Origin of the sequence: Aeromonas sp. S15(2024), assembly GCF_041402265.1 — a bacterium.
GTDB lineage: Bacteria > Pseudomonadota > Gammaproteobacteria > Enterobacterales > Aeromonadaceae > Aeromonas > Aeromonas dhakensis.
In genome coordinates, this window is record NZ_JBGLQY010000017.1 from 30,507 (window position 1) to 51,443 (window position 20,937).

The following is a 20,937-nucleotide window of genomic DNA, read 5'->3' on the forward strand; positions in this document are numbered from 1 at the left end:
GGGCGATGTGATCGGCGACAACAAGCGCCTTTTGCATCTTATCCCCCGATCCCCGACAATCCCGATACCTGTGACGTGACGGGGATCCTTGAGGTTTTCCCGCGCTGACCCCTCTTTTGCACTGGCGGGAATTGCCCATGTTTACCCTCTACCACTCCAATCAGCTGGATCTGCTCAAAGAGTTGCTGGTGAGCCGCATCCGGCAGACCCCCCTCGCTCACCCCTTCGAGCGCGAGCAGATCCTGGTGCAGAGCCCGGGCATGGCCCAGTGGCTCAAGCTGGAGCTGGCCAAGGCCTTCGGCATTGCCGCCAATATCGACTTTCCGCTGCCCGCCAGCTTTATCTGGGAGATGTTCACCCGGGTGCTGGCGGACGTGCCGCGCCAGAGTCCCTACAACAAGGGTTCCATGAGCTGGCAGCTGATGACCATCCTGCCCGCCCTGCTCGACCGCCCCGCCTTTGCGCCGCTGGCCGCTTATCTGGGGAGTGGGGATTACGCGGATCCTGCCTCGGATCCTGCCCAGGATCCCGAGCAGGTAAGGTTGTGGCAGCTCTGCCAGAAGGTGGCGGATCTGTTCGACCAGTATCTGGTCTATCGGCCGGACTGGATCGCCCGCTGGGAACAGGGGGAGGGATTGAGTCAGGAGCTGGCCGGGGTGAGCGGTCAGGATTGGCAGCCGGAGCTGTGGCGTGAGCTGGTGGCTCGCACCCTGGCGCTGGCCCCCAGCGGCTACCACCGCGCCAACCTCTACGAGGAGTTCATCCACGAGCTGGAGCGCACCGCCGAGCTGCCGGGCACGCTGCCCCGGCGGGTGTTCGTGTTCGGCATCTCGGCGCTGCCGCCGCGCTACGTGGAGGCGCTGCTGGCCCTCGGCAGCCGGGATGAGGTGGAGGTGCACCTCTTCGTCACCAACCCCTGCCGCTACTACTGGGGGGACCTGCTCGATCGCAAGACCCTGGCGCGCCTTCAAAACAAGCTCAAGCCCGGTACCGATCTCGACACCCTGCAGGGCCCCGCCAACCCGCTGCTCGCCTCCATGGGCAAGCTGGGGCGCGACTACCTGCACCAGCTGATGGAGCTGGAGGTGCCGCAAATCGAGGCCTTTGTCGATATCGACGACACCAGCTTGCTGCATGCCATCCAGAAAGACGTGCTGGAGCTGGCCGAACGGGGGGCTGGCGAATTCAGCCTCGATGCCAGCCACCACAAGAGCCCCATCAGTCCGGCGGATGGATCCCTGCAGATCCATGCCTGCCACGGCCCGATGCGCGAGCTTGAGGTGCTGCACGACCGGCTGCTGGCGCTGTTCGAGCAGGATCCCTCCCTCACCCCGAAAGACGTGGTGGTGATGATGCCGGATGTGAACAGCTACGGCCCCTATATCCAGGCGGTGTTTGGCGCGCGGGGCCAGATCCCCTTCGCGGTGTCGGATCGGGCGGCCAGTCAGGAGAGCCCGCTGCTGCAGAGCTTCCTCGCCCTGCTGAGACTCCCCAACGCTCGGCTGGGGGCTGGCGAGCTGCTCGCCATCCTCGAGGTGCCCGCCGTGCTGCGCCGCTTCGAGCTCGATGACGACGAGTTCAACCAGTTGCGGCGCTGGGTGCAGGAGACCGGCATTCGCTGGGGGCTGGATGACGGTTACCCGGAGCGCTTCGATCTGCCGCGCCTTTCTGGCAACAGCTGGCTGTTCGGCCTGCGCCGCATGCTGCTCGGCTTTGCCATGGGGGATGGCGAGCCGGTGGCAGGCATCCTGCCCTACGCCGATATCGAGGGGCAGCAGGGGCTGGCGCTCGGCAAGCTCGCCTGGTTCGTCGACTCCCTGGCGGAATTTTTGCCCCGCCTGCAACAGGCGCAGTCGCTGCCCGAGTGGATCGCCTGCCTCAACGAACTGCTGGAGCGCTTCTATCAGGCCGACGAGGATGAAGAGCGCCAGCTGCAGCTTATTCGCAGCCAGCTGGCGGACTGGCTCGCCCAGCTCGGCGAGGCCCGCTTCGAGCAGCACATCAGTGCCGATTTGCTGCAGGATTACCTCGGCAGCGTGCTGGGGGAGTCCCGCTCCAGCCAGCGCTTCCTCGCCGGTCAGGTCAACTTCTGTACCCTGATGCCGATGCGCTCCATCCCCTTCAAACAGGTCTGCCTGCTCGGCATGAACGACGGCGTCTACCCGCGCACCCTGCCCCCCATGGGGTTTGACCTGATGGCGGTGGCGGGCCGGCGCGGGGATCGCTCGCGTCGCGACGACGACCGCTACCTCTTCCTCGAGGCGCTGCTGAGCGCCCAGCAGGGGCTCTACATCAGCTATCAGGGTTTCAGTGCCCAGGACAACAGCGAGAAGGTGCCTTCCGTGTTGCTGGCGGAGCTCATCGACTATGTGCGCCAGGGCTTCGTGCTGGCGGGGGATGAGAAGCTCGCTGACGAGACCTCAGGCAAGCGGCTGCTCGAACACCTGATCGTCGAACACCCGCTCACCCCCTACAGCCGCAGCTACTTCTATCCAGCGGCACATTCCGGCCTCTTCACCTATGCCGCCGACTGGCTGCCGGCCCTGAGCCCGCAGCGTGGGGCCGCCAACTTCCAGAGCGGCGAGCTGCCGCTGCCCCCCGAATGGGGGAAAGAGCAGGGGCTGGAGCTGGCGGAGCTGCTGCGCTTCTATCGCCAGCCTGCCAAGTATTTCCTCAACCGCCGCCTCAAGGTGTGGTTCGAGCTGGACGAGGCCGAGATCGAGGACAGCGAACCGTTCGAGCTGGACGGCCTGCAGCACTACCAGCTCAAGGCGTTGCTGCTCGATGCCCATCTGGCACAGGGGGAAAGCGAGGAGCGTCGCCAGCGCCTGCAGCTCTCCGGCCTGCTGCCCCAGGGCTGGTTCGGCAGCCTGCTGCTGGACGATCTGGACGCCGAGATGGGCAAGCTGGCGGATCGGCTGCGTCCCTGGGTGGCGACCAATGAGGCAGACAAACAGGCGGTGGAGATCGATATCTCCCTGACCCAGGGCCAGCTGCAGGGGTGGATCGACACCCAGAAGGGGCGCTTGCTGGTGATCAAACCCGGCAGCTTCAACGGCAAGGATCTGCTGCTGGGCTGGATCCAGCACCTTTGCCTCTCCCTGAGCGATGCCCCCGGTGACACCCTGCTGTTTGACGCCAAGCAGAGCCTGCGCCTGCCTGTACTCGCTGCTGACGAGGCGCGGCCCAAGTTGGCGGCGCTGGTGGCGCTCTGGATGCAGGGGATGAAGCGGCCGCTGCCGTTTTTCCCGAGCACTGCCTGGGAGTGGATCAAGGGGATCGAGAAGGATCCGGAGAAACCGGAGGCCGCCGACAAGGCGGCGCTCGCCCGCTTCAACGGCGGCTACATGGTGACGGGGGAGGGGCAGGACGTCTACGTCGCCCGCTGCTTCCCGGAACTCGATGACGAGGTGCTGGCCCAGCTGCAGGCGCTGGCCCGTGAACACCTGACCCCGCTGATCAAGGCGCTGGAGGAGTTGCAATAATGGCCAATCCGCTCAATACCCTGCGTTTTCCCCTCCATGGCGAGCGGCTGATCGAGGCCTCCGCCGGCACCGGCAAGACCTACACCATCGCCGGTCTCTACCTGCGCCTCTTGTTGGGTCATGGTCCGCTCATTGAAGAAGGCGCCGATGCTGGTCAGGCGAGCGCCCACGAGCGGCCCCTGTCGGTGACCGAGATCCTGGTGGTGACCTTTACCGAGGCGGCCACTGCCGAGCTGCGCGGGCGGATCCGTGGCCGCATCCACGAAGCGCGTCTCGCCTTTATGCGCGGGCAAAGTGGCGATGCCCTGCTGGCCCAGTTGCTGGAGGAGGTGGCGGATCACGAGCTGGCGGCCCGCCGCCTGCTGGCCGCCGAGCGGCAGATGGACGAGGCGGCCGTCTTCACCATCCACGGCTTCTGCCAGCGGATGCTGAAACAGAACGCCTTCGAGTCGGGCGCCCTCTTCGAAACCGAATTTCTCACCGACGACAGCCAGCTCAGGCTGCAGGCGGTGAGCGACTACTGGCGCGCCGAGTTCTATCCGGTGGATAAAACCCTGGCGAGCGCGGTTCGCGCGCTCTGGCCAAGCCCCGCCGCCCTGCTGCGGGAGATGAACGGCTGGCTCGACAACAGCGAGCTGGAGATGCGCCCGCCGACGGGGGACGAGACCCTGGCCGCCCGCCATCAGGCGGCCATGAGTCGCATCGCGGCGGTGAAGGAGGTCTGGCTGGCGCAGGTGGACGAGATCCGCCGTCAGACCGATGGCCATATTAGCCGCTACACCGGCAAGAACTACGAGGGGTGGCTCGCCAAGATAGCCGACTGGGCGCAAGACGAGGCCAGCGGCTACGCCATTCCCAAGGAACTGGAGCGCTTCGGCCAGACGGTGCTGGAGGAGAACCTCAAGAAGGGGGGCGCAGTGCCCACCCTGCCGCTGTTCAGCGAGATAGATCAGCTGTTGGCGAGCCGCCCCGGCATTCGGGATCTGATCCTGCAACGGGCGGCCAAGGTAGTGCGCAGCCGGATGCAGGCCAGCAAGCGGCAGGCTCATCAGCTCTCGTTCGATGACCTGCTCAAAGACCTCGACGGTGCGCTGGGTTCTAGCCTTGGCGAGCGGCTCTGCGAGCGCATTCGCGCCACCTACCGGGTCGCCATGATCGATGAATTTCAGGATACCGACCCCCAGCAGTACCGCATCTTCCATCGTCTTTACGGCGGCCACCAGGACACGGCGCTGTTGATGATCGGTGACCCCAAGCAGGCCATCTACGGCTTTCGCGGCGCCGACATCTTCACCTACATTCAGGCGCGGCGAAATGTGAGCGCCCACTACACCCTGGGGCGCAACTGGCGTTCCAGCGGCGCCCTGGTGGCGGCGGTCAACGGCCTGTTCGAGCGGGCCAAGGATCCCTTTATCTACGAGGCGGATATCCCCTTCCTGCCGGTGGAGGCGCAGGGCAAGAGCAAGGCGCTGCGCCTCGACGGCGAAGCCGCCCCCGTGCTGCACTGCTGGCAGCTCACCGGCCAGCCCACCTTCAACCGGGGGGATTACCAGAGCAAGATGGCCCGCGCCACGGCGGTGGAGATCCACCGGCTGCTGATGTTGGCCCGGGAGGGCAAGGCGCTGATCGGCAGCGAGCCGGTGAAAGCCGGGGATATCGCCGTGCTGGTGCGCACCGGCGCCGAGGGCAAGCTGGTGCAGCAGGAGCTGGCACGGCTCGCCATCGCCTCGGTTTATCTGTCGAACCGCGAGAGCGTGCTGGAGCAGGTGGAGGCGCGGGAGATCCTGCTGATCCTGCACGCCTGCCAGAACCCGAGCGAGGAGAGAAGTTTGCGGGCGGCGCTTGCCACCGGCCTGTTCGATCTGGACGCCAAGGCCCTCGACGAGCTTGCCTCGGATGAGCGGGCGTGGGAGAACGCGGTGCAGGAGTTTATGGAGTATCGCAAGGTCTGGCACAAGCGCGGCGTGCTGGCCATGCTGCGGGCCCTGCTGCACCGGCGCAATCTCGCCTCTTCCCTCTTGGCGAGCCCCTACGGGGAGCGGCGGCTGACCAATTTCCTCCATCTGGGGGAGCTGCTCCAGCAAGTGAGCAGCGAGCTGGACGGTGAATACGCCCTGCTGCGCTGGCTGGGGGAGGCGGTAAACCGCCAGAGCGGCCAGGATGCTGAGCAGATACTTCGCCTGGAGTCCGAGCGCAAGCTGGTGCAGATCGTGACCATCCACAAATCCAAGGGGCTGGAGTACCCGCTGGTGTTCCTCCCTTTTATCTGCAGCCACCGCAGCGCCGACACGCCGCTTTATCACGAGGCCGATGAGGCGGGCAATCGCACCATCCTCGATCTCACCGGCGCCGAGGATTCCCTGGCAGAGGCCGACAAGGAGCGCCTCGCCGAGGATCTGCGCCTGCTCTACGTGGCGCTGACTCGGGGCGTCTACGCCACCTGGCTGGGGCTGGCGCCGGTGCGCTCCGGTAACGGCAAGTCGGAGAAGACCGACCTGCACCAGACCGCCATCGGCTACCTGCTGCAAAAGGGCGAAGAGGGGGACGCCGCGACCCTGGCCACCGCCCTCAGTGCGCTTGCTGAAGATCTGCCCGGGGTGGCCGTCGGTGAGCCCTCGCTCACCCGCCCGGCCCCGCTGCCGCCAGAAGAGGAGCAACTGGGCGAGCCCCGGGTGCGCCGCTTTGGCGGCACCCTTGAGCGGGACTGGTGGATCAGCTCCTACTCTGGTCTCGCGGCCCAGGGCCACGGCCACAGCAAGGGGGTGCTGGCCAATCCCGGCTTCGATGACGAGGTGGCCACCGAGGCAGCCGCGCTGGCTGCCGAAGAGCCAGTGCAGGCGCCCCAGCCCTCCATCTTCACCTTCCCCAAGGGGGCGCGCCCCGGCACCTTGCTGCACAGCCTGTTCGAGACCATCGACTTTGAGAGTGCCGCAGGCGAGCCGCTGGCACAGCATATCGCCACCCTGCTGGCGCAGGACGGCTTCGACGAGAGCTGGGCCCAAGTGCTGCAACAGCAGGTGGAGGCGGTGCTGGAGACCCCGCTTGAAACTGGCTTTGGCGAGCCGGTGCGGCTGCGGGATCTGGCCCCCGAGCGCAAGCAGGTGGAGCTGGAGTTCTTCCTGCCCATGGGGCGGGTGACGGCCCCGGCGCTGACCGCTCTCTGCCAGCAGCACGACCCGCTGTCGCGGGGCAACAAGCCGCTGAGCTTCGCCACTGTGCAGGGGATGCTCAAGGGCTTTATCGACCTGGTGTTCGATTGGCAGGGGCGCTGGTATCTGCTCGACTACAAATCCAACCACCTCGGCATGAGCCCGGCGGACTACAGCCGGCCGGCGCTGGAGCAGGCCATGGTGGAGCATCGCTACGACCTGCAATACCAGCTCTACTCCCTGGCGCTGCACCGGCTGCTCGCCCTGCGTCTGCCGGGCTACGACTTCGACCAGCACTTTGGCGGGGTTTTCTATCTGTTCCTGCGTGGCATGCCACAGGGGGGGATCTTCCATACCCGGCCCAGCCGTGAGCTGGTGCTGGGGCTGGATCGGCTGTTTAGCGAGGGGGCGGCGCCAGCCCTCGCACAAGTTTCGGATAACGGGGTAGAAGCATGAAGAGCGCAATGATGATCGAACGGCTCAAGGCCCTGGCGCTGGCGGGGCGCATCCGCCAGCTGGATCTGCAATTTGCCAAGCTGGTGGCCGACCTTGGCGGCGGCCCCGAGCTGGTGCTGGGGGCGTCGCTCGCCTGCTTCGAGCTGGGGCGCGGCCATGTCTGTCTGCCGCTGGAGATGTTATCTGCCGGATCCTTGCGCCCGTTCGGGCTGGATCCGGATCAGGGCCGGGATCTGCTGGCCGATCTGGCGGATCCGGCGAGCTGGCCCGCCCTGTTTGCGGCAAGCCCCTTGGTTGGCGGCGAACAGGATGAGGGGGAAGCCCCGCGCTGGCCGCTGCGGCTCTGGCACGGCCGCCTCTACCTCACCCGCTACCACGATCACGAGCAAGGGGTGGCCCGCCATCTGCGTGCCTTGAGTGAGCGCGCCGAATGGCCGGAGATAGCCCCGGCCCTGTCGCGCCTCTTTGCCCGCGACTACGGCCTGGTGTTCGCGGCCCTGCTCAAGGCCCGCCTCGCGCCGGATTTCTCGGCCCGCCACTTTATCGAGAAGTACCTGGATCTGGTGTGTCCGAACGAGGTGGATTGGCCCGCCATCGAGGCGCTGCTGGCCGGTGCCCAGGCGGCCAGCGATCTTGGCAAACTGGATGCGCTGGTGCCCGAGGCGCTCTGCTGCAACGGCCAGAAGCTGGCGGCGGCCACGGCGGCGGCACGCCCCTTTGCGGTGATCTCCGGCGGTCCCGGCACCGGCAAGACCACCACGGTCGCCAAGCTCTTGGCCATTCTGGTGGAGACCGGTCTGCAAGCGGGCAAGGCCCCGGCGATCCGGCTGGTGGCCCCCACCGGCAAGGCGGCGGCGCGTCTGACCGAGAGTATCGGCTCTGCCCTGCAGGCGCTGGACTTGCCCCCTGAGTGGGTGGAAGCCATCCCCACCGAGGCGGGCACCCTGCACCGGCTGCTCGGGGTGATCCCGGGGCGCAGCCAGTTCCGCCACCACAAAGGCAACCCGCTGCACCTGGACTTGCTGGTGGTGGATGAGGCCTCCATGGTGGACCTGCCGATGATGGCGCGCCTGCTGGACGCGCTGCCAAGCCACGCTCGCCTGATCCTGCTCGGTGACAAGGATCAGCTCGCCTCGGTGGAGGCGGGGGCCGTGCTCGGCGATATCTGCAGCTTTATCGAACAGGGCATCAGCCCCGCCCAGGCGGATTGGCTCTCCCGCCAGACCGGCTACCGCTTGCAGGGCACGCCCGCGGGGGCCCCGGTGCGCGACAGCCTCTGTTTACTCTCCAAAAGCTGGCGCTTTGATCAGCACTCCGGCATCGGCCAGCTGGCGCGCGCTTGCAACTGCGGCGATGCGGCGGCGGTGGAGGCGGTCTGGGGCGCAGGATTTATGGATATCAGCCTGCATCCCTGGGCGGGGGAGGCCTACGACGAGTTGATTGCCCTGGGGGTGGTCGGTTACGGCAGCTATCTGAAGGCGGCCCGCGCGGGGGAAGCGCCCGCCGCCGTGTTCAAGGCGTTCAACGGCTTTCAGATCCTCTGCGCCCTGCGGGACGGCCCGTTCGGCGTCGAGGGGCTTAACGAGCGGCTGGAACTGGCCCTGTCACGGGCTGGCCTGATTGCCCGCGATGGCGACTGGTATGCCGGTCGCCCGGTGATGGTAGTGCGCAACGACCACGGGGTCGGCCTCTACAACGGCGATATGGGGCTCTGCCTGCCCGATGAAACAGGCCGCTTAAAGGTCTGGTTCGAGCAGCCGGACGGCACCCTGCGGGCCCTCTTGCCCAGCCGCCTACCGCCCCACGAGACGGTCTATGCCATGACCATCCACAAATCCCAGGGCTCGGAGTTTGCCCATACCGTGCTGGTGCTGCCCGACAGCCCCAGCCCGCTGTTGACCCGCGAGCTGGTCTATACCGGCATCACCCGCGCCAAGGCGCGCCTCGATCTCTACGGCGATCGCGCCCTGCTGGCACAGGCGGTAAGGAAAAAGACCGAGCGTTATTCTGGATTGGCACAGAGGTTGGGGGAGTGATGGGTTGGACGGCGGTGAAGGGAGTTGCCGCCGTCAACGTATGTTTTTAGGAGTGAAAAATTATTGCTCATTCATCTCTTTGAGTAGTCGCCCCCAAAGGGGTTTTAATTGCTTTTTGATCGCATTAGAACCCATTATATTTGCCGCTTTATGGCCATATGTGATGAAGTTTCGCTTGCTTAAATGCGAGTAACGCTCATAAATTTTCTTCTTAAATAGTGGTGTTTTCGCTACACCATTTTTCTCTTCAATAAGGTTGGCTTTTTGATGCGTCTTTTTAGCTAACCTAACCCCAGCTTTCATTCTGCCTGAAAACCTAGCTAGGGCTGCTGATCTAATTAGTTTTCTTTCGCCATCAAAAATGAACCCTAAATACTGTAGCGGCTTGTCGCATTTTTGAACTCCGCTGTATACGTGGAAGTTTCTAACCTCTGTTTTCTTATCATTTATTTCTATCTTTAGCTCGGAGATGCTTTTTGTCACTATAGATATTAACTCGCTGGTTTTATCACTATCGATGATAAAAAGCATATCGTCACAGTAACGATAGTATTCTCCTGAAATAGATACCACTATGTCTTTTATTTTCTTGTCGAAATCTAGCATGTATATATTAGACAGAAGAGCACTTATAGATGTTCCTTGTGGTATACCTTTTCCAGTCGAGTTGGTTTTTATTAGCCCTAGGCCTCGTATTTTATCTCTGAAGGTTTTTATATCGCAAAGCCTTGCCCCTGTAGATTTTGGATTGTTTCTCGATATTTTAAGTGCTGCATACAATAGGTCTCTATTGACTGTAGACGATTTGGTTAGAGATCTGTATATATTGAAATGGTCATTTGGTAATGAGTTTTCTTGGAGTAATTTGCACCACATTGATTTGAGTATTACATGATCTAAATTATCAAAGAAACCAGAGATATCCATCGCGATTGCAGTGCAATCACCATGAGCCTTTATTTTTTCAAAGGCCGTGTTAGCAAAATCAATATTACTTTTTCCAAGAGATCTGAAAGCAAGTACGGATTCTTTTAATTGCAATTCGTGGAGAGCCTTCTCATATACATTAGACAATAACTCTGCATAGTAAGAGTAAATGTGAGAGTCGATATGTGATGCATATGAAATTGGCCTTTCTTTTATTTTCTTTTGAACATTACCATCTTTGTCTATTGATATTTTAAAGCTGTGTATATCGTAACTTATTAGCGGGAGGAAAGCATGGTGGGCAACATTGAGGGGCGATTTTACAATTTGACATGCTTTTCGTAATTTTACTGGAGAATCAAAATGTAAGTAACCACGACTCCGAAACCATTGATTTTCTGAGTTCATCATATTGAGCCTTAAATTGCAAAACCCGGAAAGGTAAAGGACTGTGGCCATCCGATTCCCAATCCGGGCTTAACAAACGTACTTAAATACGCATTCACAACACCGATATGATGTCGGCCACGAATGTCAGATATGATATATGATACCATCATCGCAGGAGTGTTCGACGTGAGTCTACTAGCCATCTGCGGCCATGCAAGTCGTCTGCTAGCCAGTGTACTGGTGAGCGTTCTACTTGACAGCTTGTGATACACCTTACTTCCTAAATAAGTAAGCGAAACCATGATAAAGAACGGTGAGAGTAAACTCAATAAGAAGTTTTTATATTGATAGGGATTTTAAATCTATCTGCCAAAACTATTTTTTATATTTTAAAAAATGGTAAGTTGGGCTTCGTTGGTTTAGTGCTAGTCTACAAGTTGCGTGGGTTGTGGTTCCGCATAATGAAGCCCAATTTTTCTGAAAATCTCTTTTACCAACCGTTCATTCCTACCCCTTCTCCCGCAAGGGAGAAGGGAGATTTGGCCTCCTTTGATCTGATTCGGATGATTGGTTTATTGGGGACTTGTAGGTTCGATTAGCGAAGCGTAATCGGACGGTCGCGTAATCGGACGGTCGCGTAATCGGACGGTCGCGTAATCGGACAATAGCGTAACCGGATGGTCGCGTAATCCGACGATCACCTAATTGGAGGCTGTTTCGACAGACCAGAGATTCGAGTGTCGGATATCCACACTCCCCAACCGCCTCTGTCTTATGGTTCGGCCTGCATATCCGGCTGGCAGCCGGGGCCCTGGGCGACCTCCTCCTTGAGCCAGTCTATAAAGCAGCGGATCCGGGTCAGTCGGGGAGAGTCGGGATCCCAGATCAGGTGGTAGTCGTTGTCGGGGTTGTAGCTCTTGGTGAAGAGGCGGGTCAACAGGCCGCTGGCGATCAGATCCCCCGCCAGCACGTTGCGGCTCAGGGCGACCCCCTTGCCGGAGAGCACCATGTCGATCGCCAGGCTGTTGTTGTTGACCTCGAAGCGCTTGATCCGGCTCAGGTCGAGCCGATAGCCCGACTCCTGCAGCCACTTCTCCCACGAGACTCCGGCGTAGTCGGGCCCGGAGACGATGACGGTGTCGTAGAGATCCTCGATACGCTGCAGCCGCTCGGCCAGGGCCGGCGAGCAGACCGGAAAGACGCACTCCCGGATCAGCAGGCAGGAGCTCAGCTCGGGGTCGACCCGGTTGCAGTAGCGGATCGCCAGATCCATGCCACCCCGGCCTATGGGTTGCACCTGGGGATTGGCGTTGAGGCGCACTTCGACCTCGGGGTGGCGTTCGACGAAGCGCCAGAGCCTCGGCATCAGCCAGCGGCTGGCGAAGGAGGGAATGACGGTGACGTTCAGCACCCCTGCCAGCGGTTCACACTCGAGGGAGGCCATGCCCTGCTCGAACGCCGCCATGCCCTGGCTGACCCAGGGGAGCAGGCGTGCACCCCGCTCGGTCAGGCGCATGTTGCGCCCCTCGCGAACAAACAGCTTGACCCCCAGACTCTGCTCCAGCCCCCGGATCTGCTGGCTGACCGCCGCCTGGGTGATGAACAGCTCCTCGGCAGCGCGGGAATAGCTGCCGTGGCGGGCTGCCGCCTCAAAGGTGTGCAGGGCGCCGATCTGGGCGATGTATAACTTGCGCTTATGTGTCTGGTTAGCTTTCATCGTTGGCCTTCCTGGCCCGGATTAATAACACTCGACGTCCAATCAAACGGCGAAATCAAGGCGAGGTTATCATGGAAACGGCAGGAAGCAATCTGATCGAAGCGATCATGAAAATATTGACCAGAAGTGCCGACAAGACCCGCACATTCAAGCAGGAGAATATGCCAGACTGGTTGCGACACGATATGGGGCTGCACAACGATGACAATCAAAAGCAGCATCACGCCAGAGACAGGATTAAATATTGAGACGCTGTTTTTTGTACCGCGGGCAAAATTAATATTTATTTTTCTGAATATGATATTGAGCGGCGCTGGTGTCACCCTGTCTGAGATATGGTATTGCGCCTCAGGTGATATGATCTGGCGATTGGTAGTCCCGTATATATTTCTGCTCGAGACCCGCATCAATCAATCTGGTGCGAAGGTGGTGGCTGAGCGTAGCGAAGCCCAACGTTTACCGTGTAATCTCTTTTTCCTCCCCCCTCATCCCCGACCCTTCTCCCGCAAGGGGAGAAGGGAGCAAATACGCTGTCCGATTACGCTTCGCTAATCGAACCTACTTGGCTGGCTATTTTTGCCATCAACCGAATCAACATGGCTGGCGATCATATCTTCGATGCTGCTTGATCCCCTCTCCCGTTGGGAGAGGGCAGGGTGAGGGGAGCATTCAGGTATTAGATGGTGAGCTCCAGCCGATTGCCTTCCGGGTCGAGGAAGGTGCTCTCGTAATAGCCGTCGCCGGTCCAGCGGGGGCCGTCCAGGTGTTTCACCTCGGCCCCCTTGAGCAGCTTGAGGCGGGCGGTCATCTTGTCCACCTCCTCCACACTGCCGAGGGAGAAGGCGAGGTGAGCCAGCCCCTGCAGCGGGTGCGGCAGGCGCAGATCCGCCGGAAATAGTATGGGGGTGTGCATCAGCTCCAGGCTGGCGCCCCCCTCGAAGCGCACGAAGTAGGAGCTGAACTGTTTGGCTTGATTGTGGTAGCGCTCATTGGCCTGCCCGCCAAACAGGGTGCAGTAGAATGTTGTGAGCGCCTCCAGATCCTGCGCCCAGATGGCGACGTGATGGATATGCATGGCTGGTCTCCTGTGACTTGATGCCCTTAATGCTATGCTGGGGCCTGCCCCTTCGACATGGCTGAGTCCGTCCTGATGATGTCTGAAACTGCCAACACCGAGCTTATCGATGTCTCCCCCGACTGCCGCGAGCAGATCTGCTGTGACAGCCTGCTGCCGGCCCTCGCGCAGGAGCAGGTGTGGTTGGCGGGGTTCTCTCGCCTCAAGACCCGCTACCGTATCGCGCGCCGCTTTGCCGATATGCACTGCTTTTTGCTGACCCTGGGGGGAGGGGGGGAGGTGCTGGTGGGCGATCGCATGGCGCGGCTGCAGGTCGGGGAGTGGGCGCTGATCCCGGCCGGGGAGCCGCTCTGCTATCAGTTGAGAGAGCAGCTTAGTGAGCAGCTGAGTGAGCCGATTAGTGAGCCACCGAGCGAGCTGTTGAGCCAGCAGTCGAGCGAGTGGGAGCTGGTGTGGCTGCTGCTGCACAAGGACTCCCCCTGGGATGCCTTCGCCAGCCAATCCCGGTTGGGTTGCACCTCCCAGCAGGCCACTCTGCTGCGCACCATCGAGAATCTCTATGCGGAGCAGGAGCGCCACCAGGACCCGCTGCTCAGCGCCCTGCTGGTGGAGCAGCTCGGCTTCTATCTGCGCCGTCTGTTGCAGAAAGGAGAGGGGCAGCGGCGCGGCGAGCGGCTGGCGCTGCGCCTCGAACTGCTGCTCAAGGAGGCGCTGGCCGAGCCCTGGGACATAGCGCGCATGGCCGGCGCCCTGCATCTCTCCGAGCGCCAGCTCTACCGGCTCTGCCAGCAGCACTTCGCGCTGGCGCCCATGGCGCTGCTGCAACGGCTGCGGCTGCAACGGGCGGCGTTGTTGCTGGCCAGCCGGGCCGATTCGGTAAAGCTGCTGGCCGAGCAGTGCGGCTTTCGCAACGAGTACCACTTCTCCACCGCCTTCAAACGCCAGCATGGCCTGGCGCCCAGCCACTATCGCCACCGGCATCATCCCGCCTTTAAAACCGGAAAAGGCTAGTGTATTGAGTCACACTGGTTGCTACTGTTGTTCAGACGAACCTGATTGCGGCCGATAACCGGAGACGGGCCATGAGCCGGCTGGCCGCGACAGAGTTGGGTTTCATGGGAGTCGTCTCCCCATATTTCTTCAATCAGAGTGAATTTCCCGCAGTTGGGGGTGAGAGGGCAAGGATGGTCTCTATGCTGCAAGACAGTGACACGATCAGGATCTCGGACGTCAGCGAAGCCGTGGTGCACGGCATCCTGGCGGTGGTGAGCGACGGTATCTGGGACTGGAACGCCAACACCGGGTTCGTCTATCGCAATCCCGGCTGGTACCGGATGCTGGGCTACGAGCCCCACACCCTCGGCAACACGGTCTTCACCTGGGAGAGCGTGATCCATCCCGACGACATGGAGCAGGTGATGGCCTGCTTCGACGCCTACCTGAGCGGCGCCGCCCCCGACTACCGGGTCGAGTATCGCTGCCGCAGCCGCGGCGGCGACTACATCTGGATCGAGGATTGCGGCCGCATCATAGCCCGCAACCCGGACGGTTCTGTGGCCCGGATGATCGGCGCCCACCGCAACATCCACGCCCAGAAGCTGCTGCTGGAGCAGCTGGAGCGGCGCAATCACACCCTGGAGCAGCAGATCGCCTTGCGCACCGCCGAGCTGGTGCGGCTCAACGAGGCGCTGCAGCAGAAGGCGGAGGAGAATCGCCAGCTGGCGGAGACCGACGCCCTGACCGGTGCCGCCAGCCGCTACCGGCTGGAGCGCACCATTCGGCAGGAGTGCGAGCGGGCCAAGCGTTTTCAGCAACCCTTCTCCGTCATCGCCATGGACGTGGACGACTTCAAGCAGATCAACGACAGCCACGGCCACCAGGCGGGGGATCAGACCCTGATCAACATAGTGGCGCTGGTGCGCAGCCACATTCGCGAAATAGACCTGATTGCCCGCTGGGGCGGGGACGAGTTCATGGTGGTGCTGCCCAATACCGGCCTGGCCGATGGCTGGCGGGTGGCCGACAAGCTGCGGCAGTTGCTGATGGATACGCCGGTGTGCGAGCACTTTCCCATCACCATGAGCTTCGGGCTGGCCGAGTACCGGCCGGACGAGAGCATGGGTCAGCTGATGGTCAGAATGGATCGGGCCCTCTATCAGGCCAAGCAGACGGGCAAGAACCAGATCTGCCAGTAGCTGGCTGCCCCGCCATGGACAGCGCCTCCAACGAGGCGATCAAGAAGGCGCTGGACATCAAGGAAGGCGGCTCCAACAAGCAGGCCATCAAAGAGAAGCTGGGTGCACCGGCCAGCACCAAGACCGAAGCCGGTCTGGAAGTGTGGACCTATGATCTGGGCGCCCTGAACAAGGTCTCCCCCATGCTGGCAGAGACCTCCAAGAGCCTGTTCAAGGAGTCCGAAGTGGCCCAGAAAACCGTGCTCATCAAGTTCGAAGGCGAAACCATCAAGACCCTGAACCTGGCCGACAAGACCAAGGCCTGAGTCTGAACGACGTGCATGAAAAAAGGGGCCCGCGGGCCCCTTTTTGCTGCTTTCGAATTACTGGTGCGCTTCGGCGAACTGCTTCATCGCTTCGGCGTGCTTGGTCATGCCGTCGGCACGCAGATTCAGGTTTTTCACGAACTCGGCCTTCTTGGCCGGATCTTCGATCTTGTCGTAACGCTGCTGCAGGTTCGCCTGGATTTGCTCCGGGGTCATGTTCTGCATGCGGGCCATCTTGTCGTGGCGGCCGCCATGGTGCTTGCCGCCCATCATGCCGCTGCCGTCCATCGGGCAGTCGGTCATCATGCCAGGCTGGGCCGTGCTGACGGCTTCGCTGGCGGCATAGGCGCCAAGCGGCAGGCCAAGGATCAGGGTGGCGGTCAGCAGAGTCTTGGTCAGTTTTTTCATGGTCTATCTCCTTGCGGATTGAGTTCGGGGTCGGCTTGCTCGCCTTGACCCTGATTACACACCAGACAGGTGTCTGAACTTTGCCAGTTGAAGCCTATTTTGTAGCAGAGTGTGACACCATGACCCTGTACCGGACATTGACCGGGTCCATGCTGGATGGGCAATAAAAATACCCCGTCAGCGTTGGTCGCTGGCGGGGTATTTTTCCGGATGGGCGGGCTTAGCGCTGGCGACCGCTACCGACGTTGTAGGGCATCCGATAGCTGCTGTTCTCGCCATCCAGGCTGAGGGTCAGGTCACCCTGGGCCCGCATTGGCAGGCGTACCTGCTGCATGCCGTTCAGCCGGGCAGGGACCCGCTTGATCAGGTCGCCGGCGGCATTGTGGACCTCCAGGGTCGGATGGGCATCGCTGCTGCTGGCGGTGTCGTGCCAGTTGACGAACAGCAGGCCGGGGGCAACGCTGACGTCGGCTGGCAGGGCGGCTTGGACCAGCCCGGTGTGGGCCAGTCCGGCCAGCATGAACAGGGCCATGGTCTTGTTGATCATGAGTCGATTCTCCTTGATGAGATGCCGCAGGGGCGGCGGGAAGGTCAAGGTGCGCACCGGAGGGGGCGCATCATGACGAAGGGGGCTCGGTCGCCTGGTCGGGGGGCACGCCGGTATCGTCTGCTGCCGCGTCGACGGCGCCGGCTTGCACCGGGTCGGTCTGGCCGGATGTGCGCCTTGCCTGTCTGGCAAGGGCTTCGCTGGCGGCAAAGGCCAGCAGCAAGGGGGTGGTGAGGGCCAGCATGGCCTGTCTGCTCCTGCAACCGATGGGGTGGTCACAGTAAACAGCCGGTCTGTGTCTCAACTTTGCCGAGCGGCCGCTTTTTTGTAGCAGAGTGTGGCATCTTGCTGATCTGGCACACTTTGACACAAACCGCCCGGCGGATTTTCGTATACTCGTGCCAGCTCTAACAGGAGGTCCCCATGAATCAAAACAGCACCCACATTCTGGTGGTCGACGATCACAGCGAGATCCGCGATCTGCTGAAACGTTTTCTGGAACAGCACGGCCTGCGGGTCAGCTGTGCCCGCGATGGCAAGGAGATGAAGCGGCTGCTGGAGGAGCGGGAGTTCGATCTGCTGGTGCTGGATCTGATGATGCCGGGAGAAGACGGCCTGACCCTGTGCCGCGAGCTGCGGGCCAAGTCCAGCCTGCCCATCATCATGCTTACCGCCATGGGGGAGGAGACCGACCGCATCATAGGGCTGGAGATGGGGGCCGACGACTACCTCGCCAAGCCGTTCAATCCGCGCGAGCTGCTGGCCCGCATCAAGGCGGTGATGCGCCGCACCCAGGTCGAGCCGCAGCCGGTGGCCGAGTCCTTGACCCGGGATCTGCGCTTCGATCGCTGGCTGCTCGACATCAACCGGCGCGAGCTGGTGGATGAGGAAGGGGTGGGCCTGAGCCTCTCTACCGCCGAATTCGACCTGCTGCGGGTCTTTCTGGAGCGCCCGCAGCGGGTGCTGAGCCGGGATCAGCTGCTGGATCTGGCCCGCGGCCGCGAGGCGGTGGCGTTCGACCGTGCCATCGACACCCTGGTGAGCCGGCTGCGGCGCAAGCTGGAGCGGGATCCCAAGAATCCGGAGCTTATCAAGACCATCTGGGGCGGCGGTTATCTGTTTGCTGCCGATGTGACCCAGGTATAAGGCGGTGGGGATGTTAAGACGCGGCTGGTCGAAGCTGTGGCCCAAGGGGCTGACCGGCCAGATCATCCTGGTGGCGCTGGCCGGGCTGGTGCTGATCCAGCTGCTCAGCATCCAGATCTATCGTACCGATCGGGAGGAGGCGCTCGGCTACGTCAACAGCCGCAACGCCATGCAGCGCATCGTCTCGGTGGTGCGGCTGCTGGCCCTCTCGCCCCCCTCCCTCTATGACGAGATCCTCAAGGCGAGCCGCAGCGAGACCCTGCTGCTGCGCATCGCCGACGAGCCGCTGCAGCCGGACAACCGCAGCCCCCGCTTCGAGCAGTTGGTGCGCTCCCGACTGGGTTACCCCTCGACCCTGATGGTGGAGATCAGCGCCGAGCTCAAGCAGGATGCCCAGCGCAGCCGGGCCTGGCAGCACCACAACCGGATGATGAAGGACCGCAAGGGGGTGCCGCCACCGCAGGACATGCGGCTGTATGGCTCCATCCAGCTGCCGCGCGGCGGCTGGCTGCAGTTCAGCTCGCTGGTGGACAAGGAGTCGGCCAGCTGGTCCTGGCAGACCACCTTCAACCTGATGCTGGTGGCGAGCCTGGTGATCGGCATGATGATCTGGCTGTTCCGTCGTGCCACTCGGCCGCTCAAGCAGCTGGCCGCCAACGCGGACCGGCTCGGCCGCGGCGAGGACATAGAGCCGCTGCGGGAAGAGGGGCCGACCGAGGTACGCGAATCCATCCAGGCCTTCAACCGCATGCACACCCGGCTCGATCGCTTCGTGCAGGACCGTACCCGTATGCTGGCGGCCATCTCCCACGATCTGCGTACCCCCATCACCAGCCTGCGGCTGCGCACCGAGTTTCTGGACGAGGGGGAGGACAAGGAGCGGATCCAGCAGACCCTGCAACAGATGGAACAGATGCTGGCGGCCACCCTCAGCTTCGCCCGGGAGGAGGGGCAGCAGGAGGCGACCCGGGAGCTGGACCTGGTCAGCCTGCTGGAGAGCCTGTGCGACGACTATGCCGACACCGGTCAGCCGGTTACCTGTCTGGCAGAGGGCAAGCAGGTCTATGCCTGCCGCGCCAACACCCTGCGCCGGGTGCTGCAAAACCTCATCGGCAACGCCATCAAGTACGCCGGCAGTGCCGAGGTGTCGCTGGAACGCACCGACAGCGAGCTGGTGATCCGGGTCTGCGATCAGGGGCCCGGCATCGATCCGGCACGGCTGGAAGATGTATTCAAGCCGTTCGTGCGCCTCGACGAGGCCCGCAACACCGAATCCGGCAGCGTGGGGCTGGGGCTCTCCATCGCCCGCACCCTGGTGCACCAGCACGGGGGCGAGCTGACCTTGCACAACCGGGAGCAGGGCGGGCTGGAGGCTCGCATCAGCCTGCCGCTGTGAGGGGCGAACGAGTCGATGGAAAGGGCGCCTGCGGGCGCCCTGTTCGTTTTTGGTCTTGTACTGGTCCGGCCGGCATCACGCTCGTTTCATACTCGCTCATGCTTGTTCTCCTATGCTGAAGATGGTGATAATCGATGGCCGCGCAGACGGCCAAACAGCAGGGTCGGTACAGGGATGGCAGGTGAGTCGGGAGTCTGGTGGCGAGTCGGATACGGGTGGTTGCTGCTGCTCTGTGCGCTGGTATTGCCGGTATGGGCGAACACAGCGCCCAAACCGCTCATCGTGGCCAACTCCAAGGCCTGGCAGCCCTTCTCCTATCTCAATGAAGCGGGTCAGCCCGATGGCCTGTTGATCGATCTGTGGCGCGAGTATGGCCGCGTCACCGGTCGCCCCATCCAGTTCAAGCTGGTGGACTGGCAGAGCTCGCTGGATCTGGTCCGCAACGGCCAGGCCGATGTCCATGGTGGCCTGCTCTGGTCGCCGGAGCGCAATAGGGTCTACGACTATGGCCAGGCCCTCTCCCACCTCGACGCCCAGCTCTTCTTCGCCAACTCTCTGCGCGGTTCGGACGTGAACTACTACCTGCTGCACGAGAGCGTGGGCGTGGTGGCGGGAGGATTCGAGGAGTACTACGCCCGCAAGAACTTCCCGCGCACCCGGCTGCGCACCTTCGATGACAACGACGCCATGCTGCGGGCTGCCTTGAACGGCGAACTGGAAGCCTTCATCGCCGACCTGCAGGTGGCCAACTTCTACATCTACACCGCGGCGGATCCCACCCGCTTCATCCCGGTGCGCCACCTCTACAGCGATGACGTCCGCTTTGCCGTCGCCAAGGGCAATCAGGCGCTGCTGCAGGAGCTGGAGCAAGGCTTCGCCCGCATCGGCGAGGCGGATCGGGAACGGATCATCCGCAAGTGGATGCATATCGAGACCGTCTACCCGGCTCATCTCTGGCCCTGGCTGCTGGCCGTCGGCGGCCTGGTGCTGATGGCCTACATCATCCAATTGCGGCGGGCGGTGGCGAGCCGTACCGCCGAGCTTATCCAGGCCAACGCCAGGCTGGAGCGCCTCGCCAGCACCGACTCCATGACCGGCATCCTCAATCGGCGCGCCTTCTTGCCGCTGCTGGAACAACGGCTGAGCAGCGGCGAGCCGTGTGCCCTGCTGCTGTTCGATCTCGATCGCTTCAAGGGGATCAACGATCACTTCGGGCACGGGGTCGGCGACGAGGTACTGTCGGCCATGGTGGAGTGCGTGCAGGGGGTGTTGCCCGCCAGCGCCCTGTTCGCCCGCATCGGCGGCGAGGAGTTCTGCATCAGTCTGCTGGTGGTCGACATGGCAACGCTGCAGCAGTGGGCCGAGCGGATCGGGCGGGAGGTCAATGGCCGCAAGCTGTCGACCAGCGCCGGGGAGCTTGGCATCTCCATCAGCACGGGGGCGGTGTGGGTGCCGGCCGAGGTGAGGGCAGAGGGCCGACGAGTGCTGCTGCAGGCGGATCAGCTGATGTATGGCGCCAAGTCGCTGGGGCGCAACACCTGGCAGGCGGCAAGCTATGTGAAAGAGATGGCAGACGAGGCGGGGCAATAAAAAAGGCGCTGTCCCAATTATGTGTTGGAAGGCTAATCTGGAAGTAGGTCATCACCATGAGGACCTCCATCATGGATACCCCAGCCTTCCAACACCTGTTGTCCCTCTTTCCATT

Annotated in this window: 15 protein-coding genes and 1 pseudogene; 10 read left to right on the plus strand and 6 right to left on the minus strand. The window is 62.3% G+C overall.

Going from position 1 to position 20,937, the window contains the following annotated elements:
• Positions 1-137 precede the first annotated feature (137 nt).
• The 3 genes from recC to recD are packed head-to-tail and all read left to right on the plus strand — an operon-like array spanning position 138 to position 9,126.
• On the plus strand, positions 138-3,485 hold the full coding sequence (gene recC, locus ACB033_RS21845; protein ID WP_371140750.1) for an exodeoxyribonuclease V subunit gamma: 3,348 nt from the start codon (positions 138-140) through the stop codon (positions 3,483-3,485).
• Positions 3,485-7,090, plus strand: a complete 3,606-nt coding sequence (gene recB, locus ACB033_RS21850; protein ID WP_371140751.1) for an exodeoxyribonuclease V subunit beta — start codon at positions 3,485-3,487, stop codon at positions 7,088-7,090. The genes recC and recB overlap by 1 nt, the downstream gene beginning before the upstream one ends.
• Positions 7,087-9,126 carry an exodeoxyribonuclease V subunit alpha gene (recD, locus tag ACB033_RS21855; RefSeq protein ID WP_371140752.1) on the plus strand — a complete coding sequence of 680 codons (2,040 nt, stop codon included), beginning with the start codon at positions 7,087-7,089 and terminating at the stop codon, positions 9,124-9,126. Before recB ends, recD begins: the two co-directional genes overlap by 4 nt.
• A 60-nt stretch (positions 9,127-9,186) precedes the next feature.
• Here the strand turns inward: recD and drt2 are convergent, their stop codons facing one another.
• Both drt2 and ACB033_RS21865 read right to left on the minus strand, forming a co-directional pair.
• Positions 9,187-10,461, minus strand: coding sequence for an antiviral reverse transcriptase Drt2 (gene drt2 / locus ACB033_RS21860; RefSeq protein WP_371140753.1), 1,275 nt, complete (start codon positions 10,459-10,461; stop codon positions 9,187-9,189).
• A gap of 754 nt (positions 10,462-11,215) precedes the next feature.
• Positions 11,216-12,160, minus strand: a complete 945-nt coding sequence (locus ACB033_RS21865) for a LysR substrate-binding domain-containing protein (RefSeq protein ID WP_371140754.1) — start codon at positions 12,158-12,160, stop codon at positions 11,216-11,218.
• 71 nt (positions 12,161-12,231) lie between these two features.
• Between ACB033_RS21865 and ACB033_RS21870 the strand changes: the two genes are divergently transcribed.
• Positions 12,232-12,408: a hypothetical protein gene (locus ACB033_RS21870; protein WP_371140755.1), complete on the plus strand. Its 177-nt coding sequence runs from the start codon at positions 12,232-12,234 to the stop codon at positions 12,406-12,408.
• Between the two features lie 428 nt (positions 12,409-12,836).
• Here ACB033_RS21870 and ACB033_RS21875 read toward each other — a convergent pair whose 3' ends face one another.
• Positions 12,837-13,235, minus strand: coding sequence for a VOC family protein (locus ACB033_RS21875; protein ID WP_371140756.1), 399 nt, complete (start codon positions 13,233-13,235; stop codon positions 12,837-12,839).
• 75 nt (positions 13,236-13,310) lie between these two features.
• Here ACB033_RS21875 and ACB033_RS21880 point away from each other — a divergent pair, with 75 nt between their 5' ends.
• The 3 genes and pseudogenes from ACB033_RS21880 to ACB033_RS21890 all read left to right on the plus strand — a co-directional run.
• Positions 13,311-14,246 carry a helix-turn-helix transcriptional regulator gene (locus ACB033_RS21880; protein ID WP_371140757.1) on the plus strand — a complete coding sequence of 312 codons (936 nt, stop codon included), beginning with the start codon at positions 13,311-13,313 and terminating at the stop codon, positions 14,244-14,246.
• A 182-nt stretch (positions 14,247-14,428) separates the two neighbouring features.
• On the plus strand, positions 14,429-15,430 hold the full coding sequence (locus ACB033_RS21885) for a diguanylate cyclase (RefSeq protein WP_019838612.1): 1,002 nt from the start codon (positions 14,429-14,431) through the stop codon (positions 15,428-15,430).
• An 11-nt stretch (positions 15,431-15,441) separates the two neighbouring features.
• Positions 15,442-15,735: pseudogene (locus tag ACB033_RS21890) on the plus strand (hypothetical protein); the annotation flags it as partial.
• A gap of 57 nt (positions 15,736-15,792) precedes the next feature.
• On the opposite strand, the gene ACB033_RS21895 reads toward ACB033_RS21890, so the two are convergent.
• The 3 genes from ACB033_RS21895 to ACB033_RS21905 form a co-directional block, all read right to left on the minus strand.
• A complete protein-coding gene (locus ACB033_RS21895) occupies positions 15,793-16,143 on the minus strand; it encodes a hypothetical protein (protein WP_005306105.1) in 351 nt (116 codons plus the stop codon).
• 220 nt (positions 16,144-16,363) lie between these two features.
• A complete protein-coding gene (locus ACB033_RS21900; protein ID WP_139726231.1) occupies positions 16,364-16,690 on the minus strand; it encodes a hypothetical protein in 327 nt (108 codons plus the stop codon).
• 70 nt (positions 16,691-16,760) lie between these two features.
• Positions 16,761-16,934, minus strand: coding sequence for a hypothetical protein (locus tag ACB033_RS21905; protein ID WP_017765550.1), 174 nt, complete (start codon positions 16,932-16,934; stop codon positions 16,761-16,763).
• 179 nt (positions 16,935-17,113) lie between these two features.
• Between ACB033_RS21905 and ACB033_RS21910 the strand changes: the two genes are divergently transcribed.
• The 3 genes from ACB033_RS21910 (at position 17,114) to ACB033_RS21920 (ending at position 20,822) form a co-directional block, all read left to right on the plus strand.
• Complete coding sequence (locus ACB033_RS21910; RefSeq protein ID WP_139726232.1) at positions 17,114-17,836, plus strand: response regulator; 723 nt, start codon at positions 17,114-17,116, stop codon at positions 17,834-17,836.
• Between the two features lie 10 nt (positions 17,837-17,846).
• Positions 17,847-19,232 (plus strand): ATP-binding protein, encoded by a 1,386-nt coding sequence (locus ACB033_RS21915; protein ID WP_005306091.1) that lies wholly within the window; start codon positions 17,847-17,849, stop codon positions 19,230-19,232.
• Between the two features lie 102 nt (positions 19,233-19,334).
• Complete coding sequence (locus ACB033_RS21920) at positions 19,335-20,822, plus strand: diguanylate cyclase domain-containing protein (RefSeq protein ID WP_139726233.1); 1,488 nt, start codon at positions 19,335-19,337, stop codon at positions 20,820-20,822.
• Positions 20,823-20,937: the final 115 nt, after the last annotated feature.

Bases quoted from the DNA above. Each gene is read 5' to 3' on its own strand.
- ACB033_RS21905 (WP_017765550.1), bottom strand. From the start codon at position 16,934: ATGCTGGCCCTCACCACCCCCTTGCTGCTGGCCTTTGCCGCCAGCGAA.
- ACB033_RS21880 (WP_371140757.1), top strand. From the start codon at position 13,311: ATGATGTCTGAAACTGCCAACACCGAGCTTATCGATGTCTCCCCCGAC.
- ACB033_RS21895 (WP_005306105.1), bottom strand. From the start codon at position 16,143: ATGAAAAAACTGACCAAGACTCTGCTGACCGCCACCCTGATCCTTGGC.
- ACB033_RS21885 (WP_019838612.1), top strand. From the start codon at position 14,429: ATGCTGCAAGACAGTGACACGATCAGGATCTCGGACGTCAGCGAAGCC.
- ACB033_RS21865 (WP_371140754.1), bottom strand. From the start codon at position 12,160: ATGAAAGCTAACCAGACACATAAGCGCAAGTTATACATCGCCCAGATC.
- drt2 (WP_371140753.1), bottom strand. From the start codon at position 10,461: ATGAACTCAGAAAATCAATGGTTTCGGAGTCGTGGTTACTTACATTTT.
- recB (WP_371140751.1), top strand. From the start codon at position 3,485: ATGGCCAATCCGCTCAATACCCTGCGTTTTCCCCTCCATGGCGAGCGG.
- ACB033_RS21870 (WP_371140755.1), top strand. From the start codon at position 12,232: ATGGAAACGGCAGGAAGCAATCTGATCGAAGCGATCATGAAAATATTG.
- ACB033_RS21900 (WP_139726231.1), bottom strand. From the start codon at position 16,690: ATGATCAACAAGACCATGGCCCTGTTCATGCTGGCCGGACTGGCCCAC.
- ACB033_RS21910 (WP_139726232.1), top strand. From the start codon at position 17,114: ATGAATCAAAACAGCACCCACATTCTGGTGGTCGACGATCACAGCGAG.
- recD (WP_371140752.1), top strand. From the start codon at position 7,087: ATGAAGAGCGCAATGATGATCGAACGGCTCAAGGCCCTGGCGCTGGCG.
- ACB033_RS21915 (WP_005306091.1), top strand. From the start codon at position 17,847: ATGTTAAGACGCGGCTGGTCGAAGCTGTGGCCCAAGGGGCTGACCGGC.
- recC (WP_371140750.1), top strand. From the start codon at position 138: ATGTTTACCCTCTACCACTCCAATCAGCTGGATCTGCTCAAAGAGTTG.
- ACB033_RS21875 (WP_371140756.1), bottom strand. From the start codon at position 13,235: ATGCATATCCATCACGTCGCCATCTGGGCGCAGGATCTGGAGGCGCTC.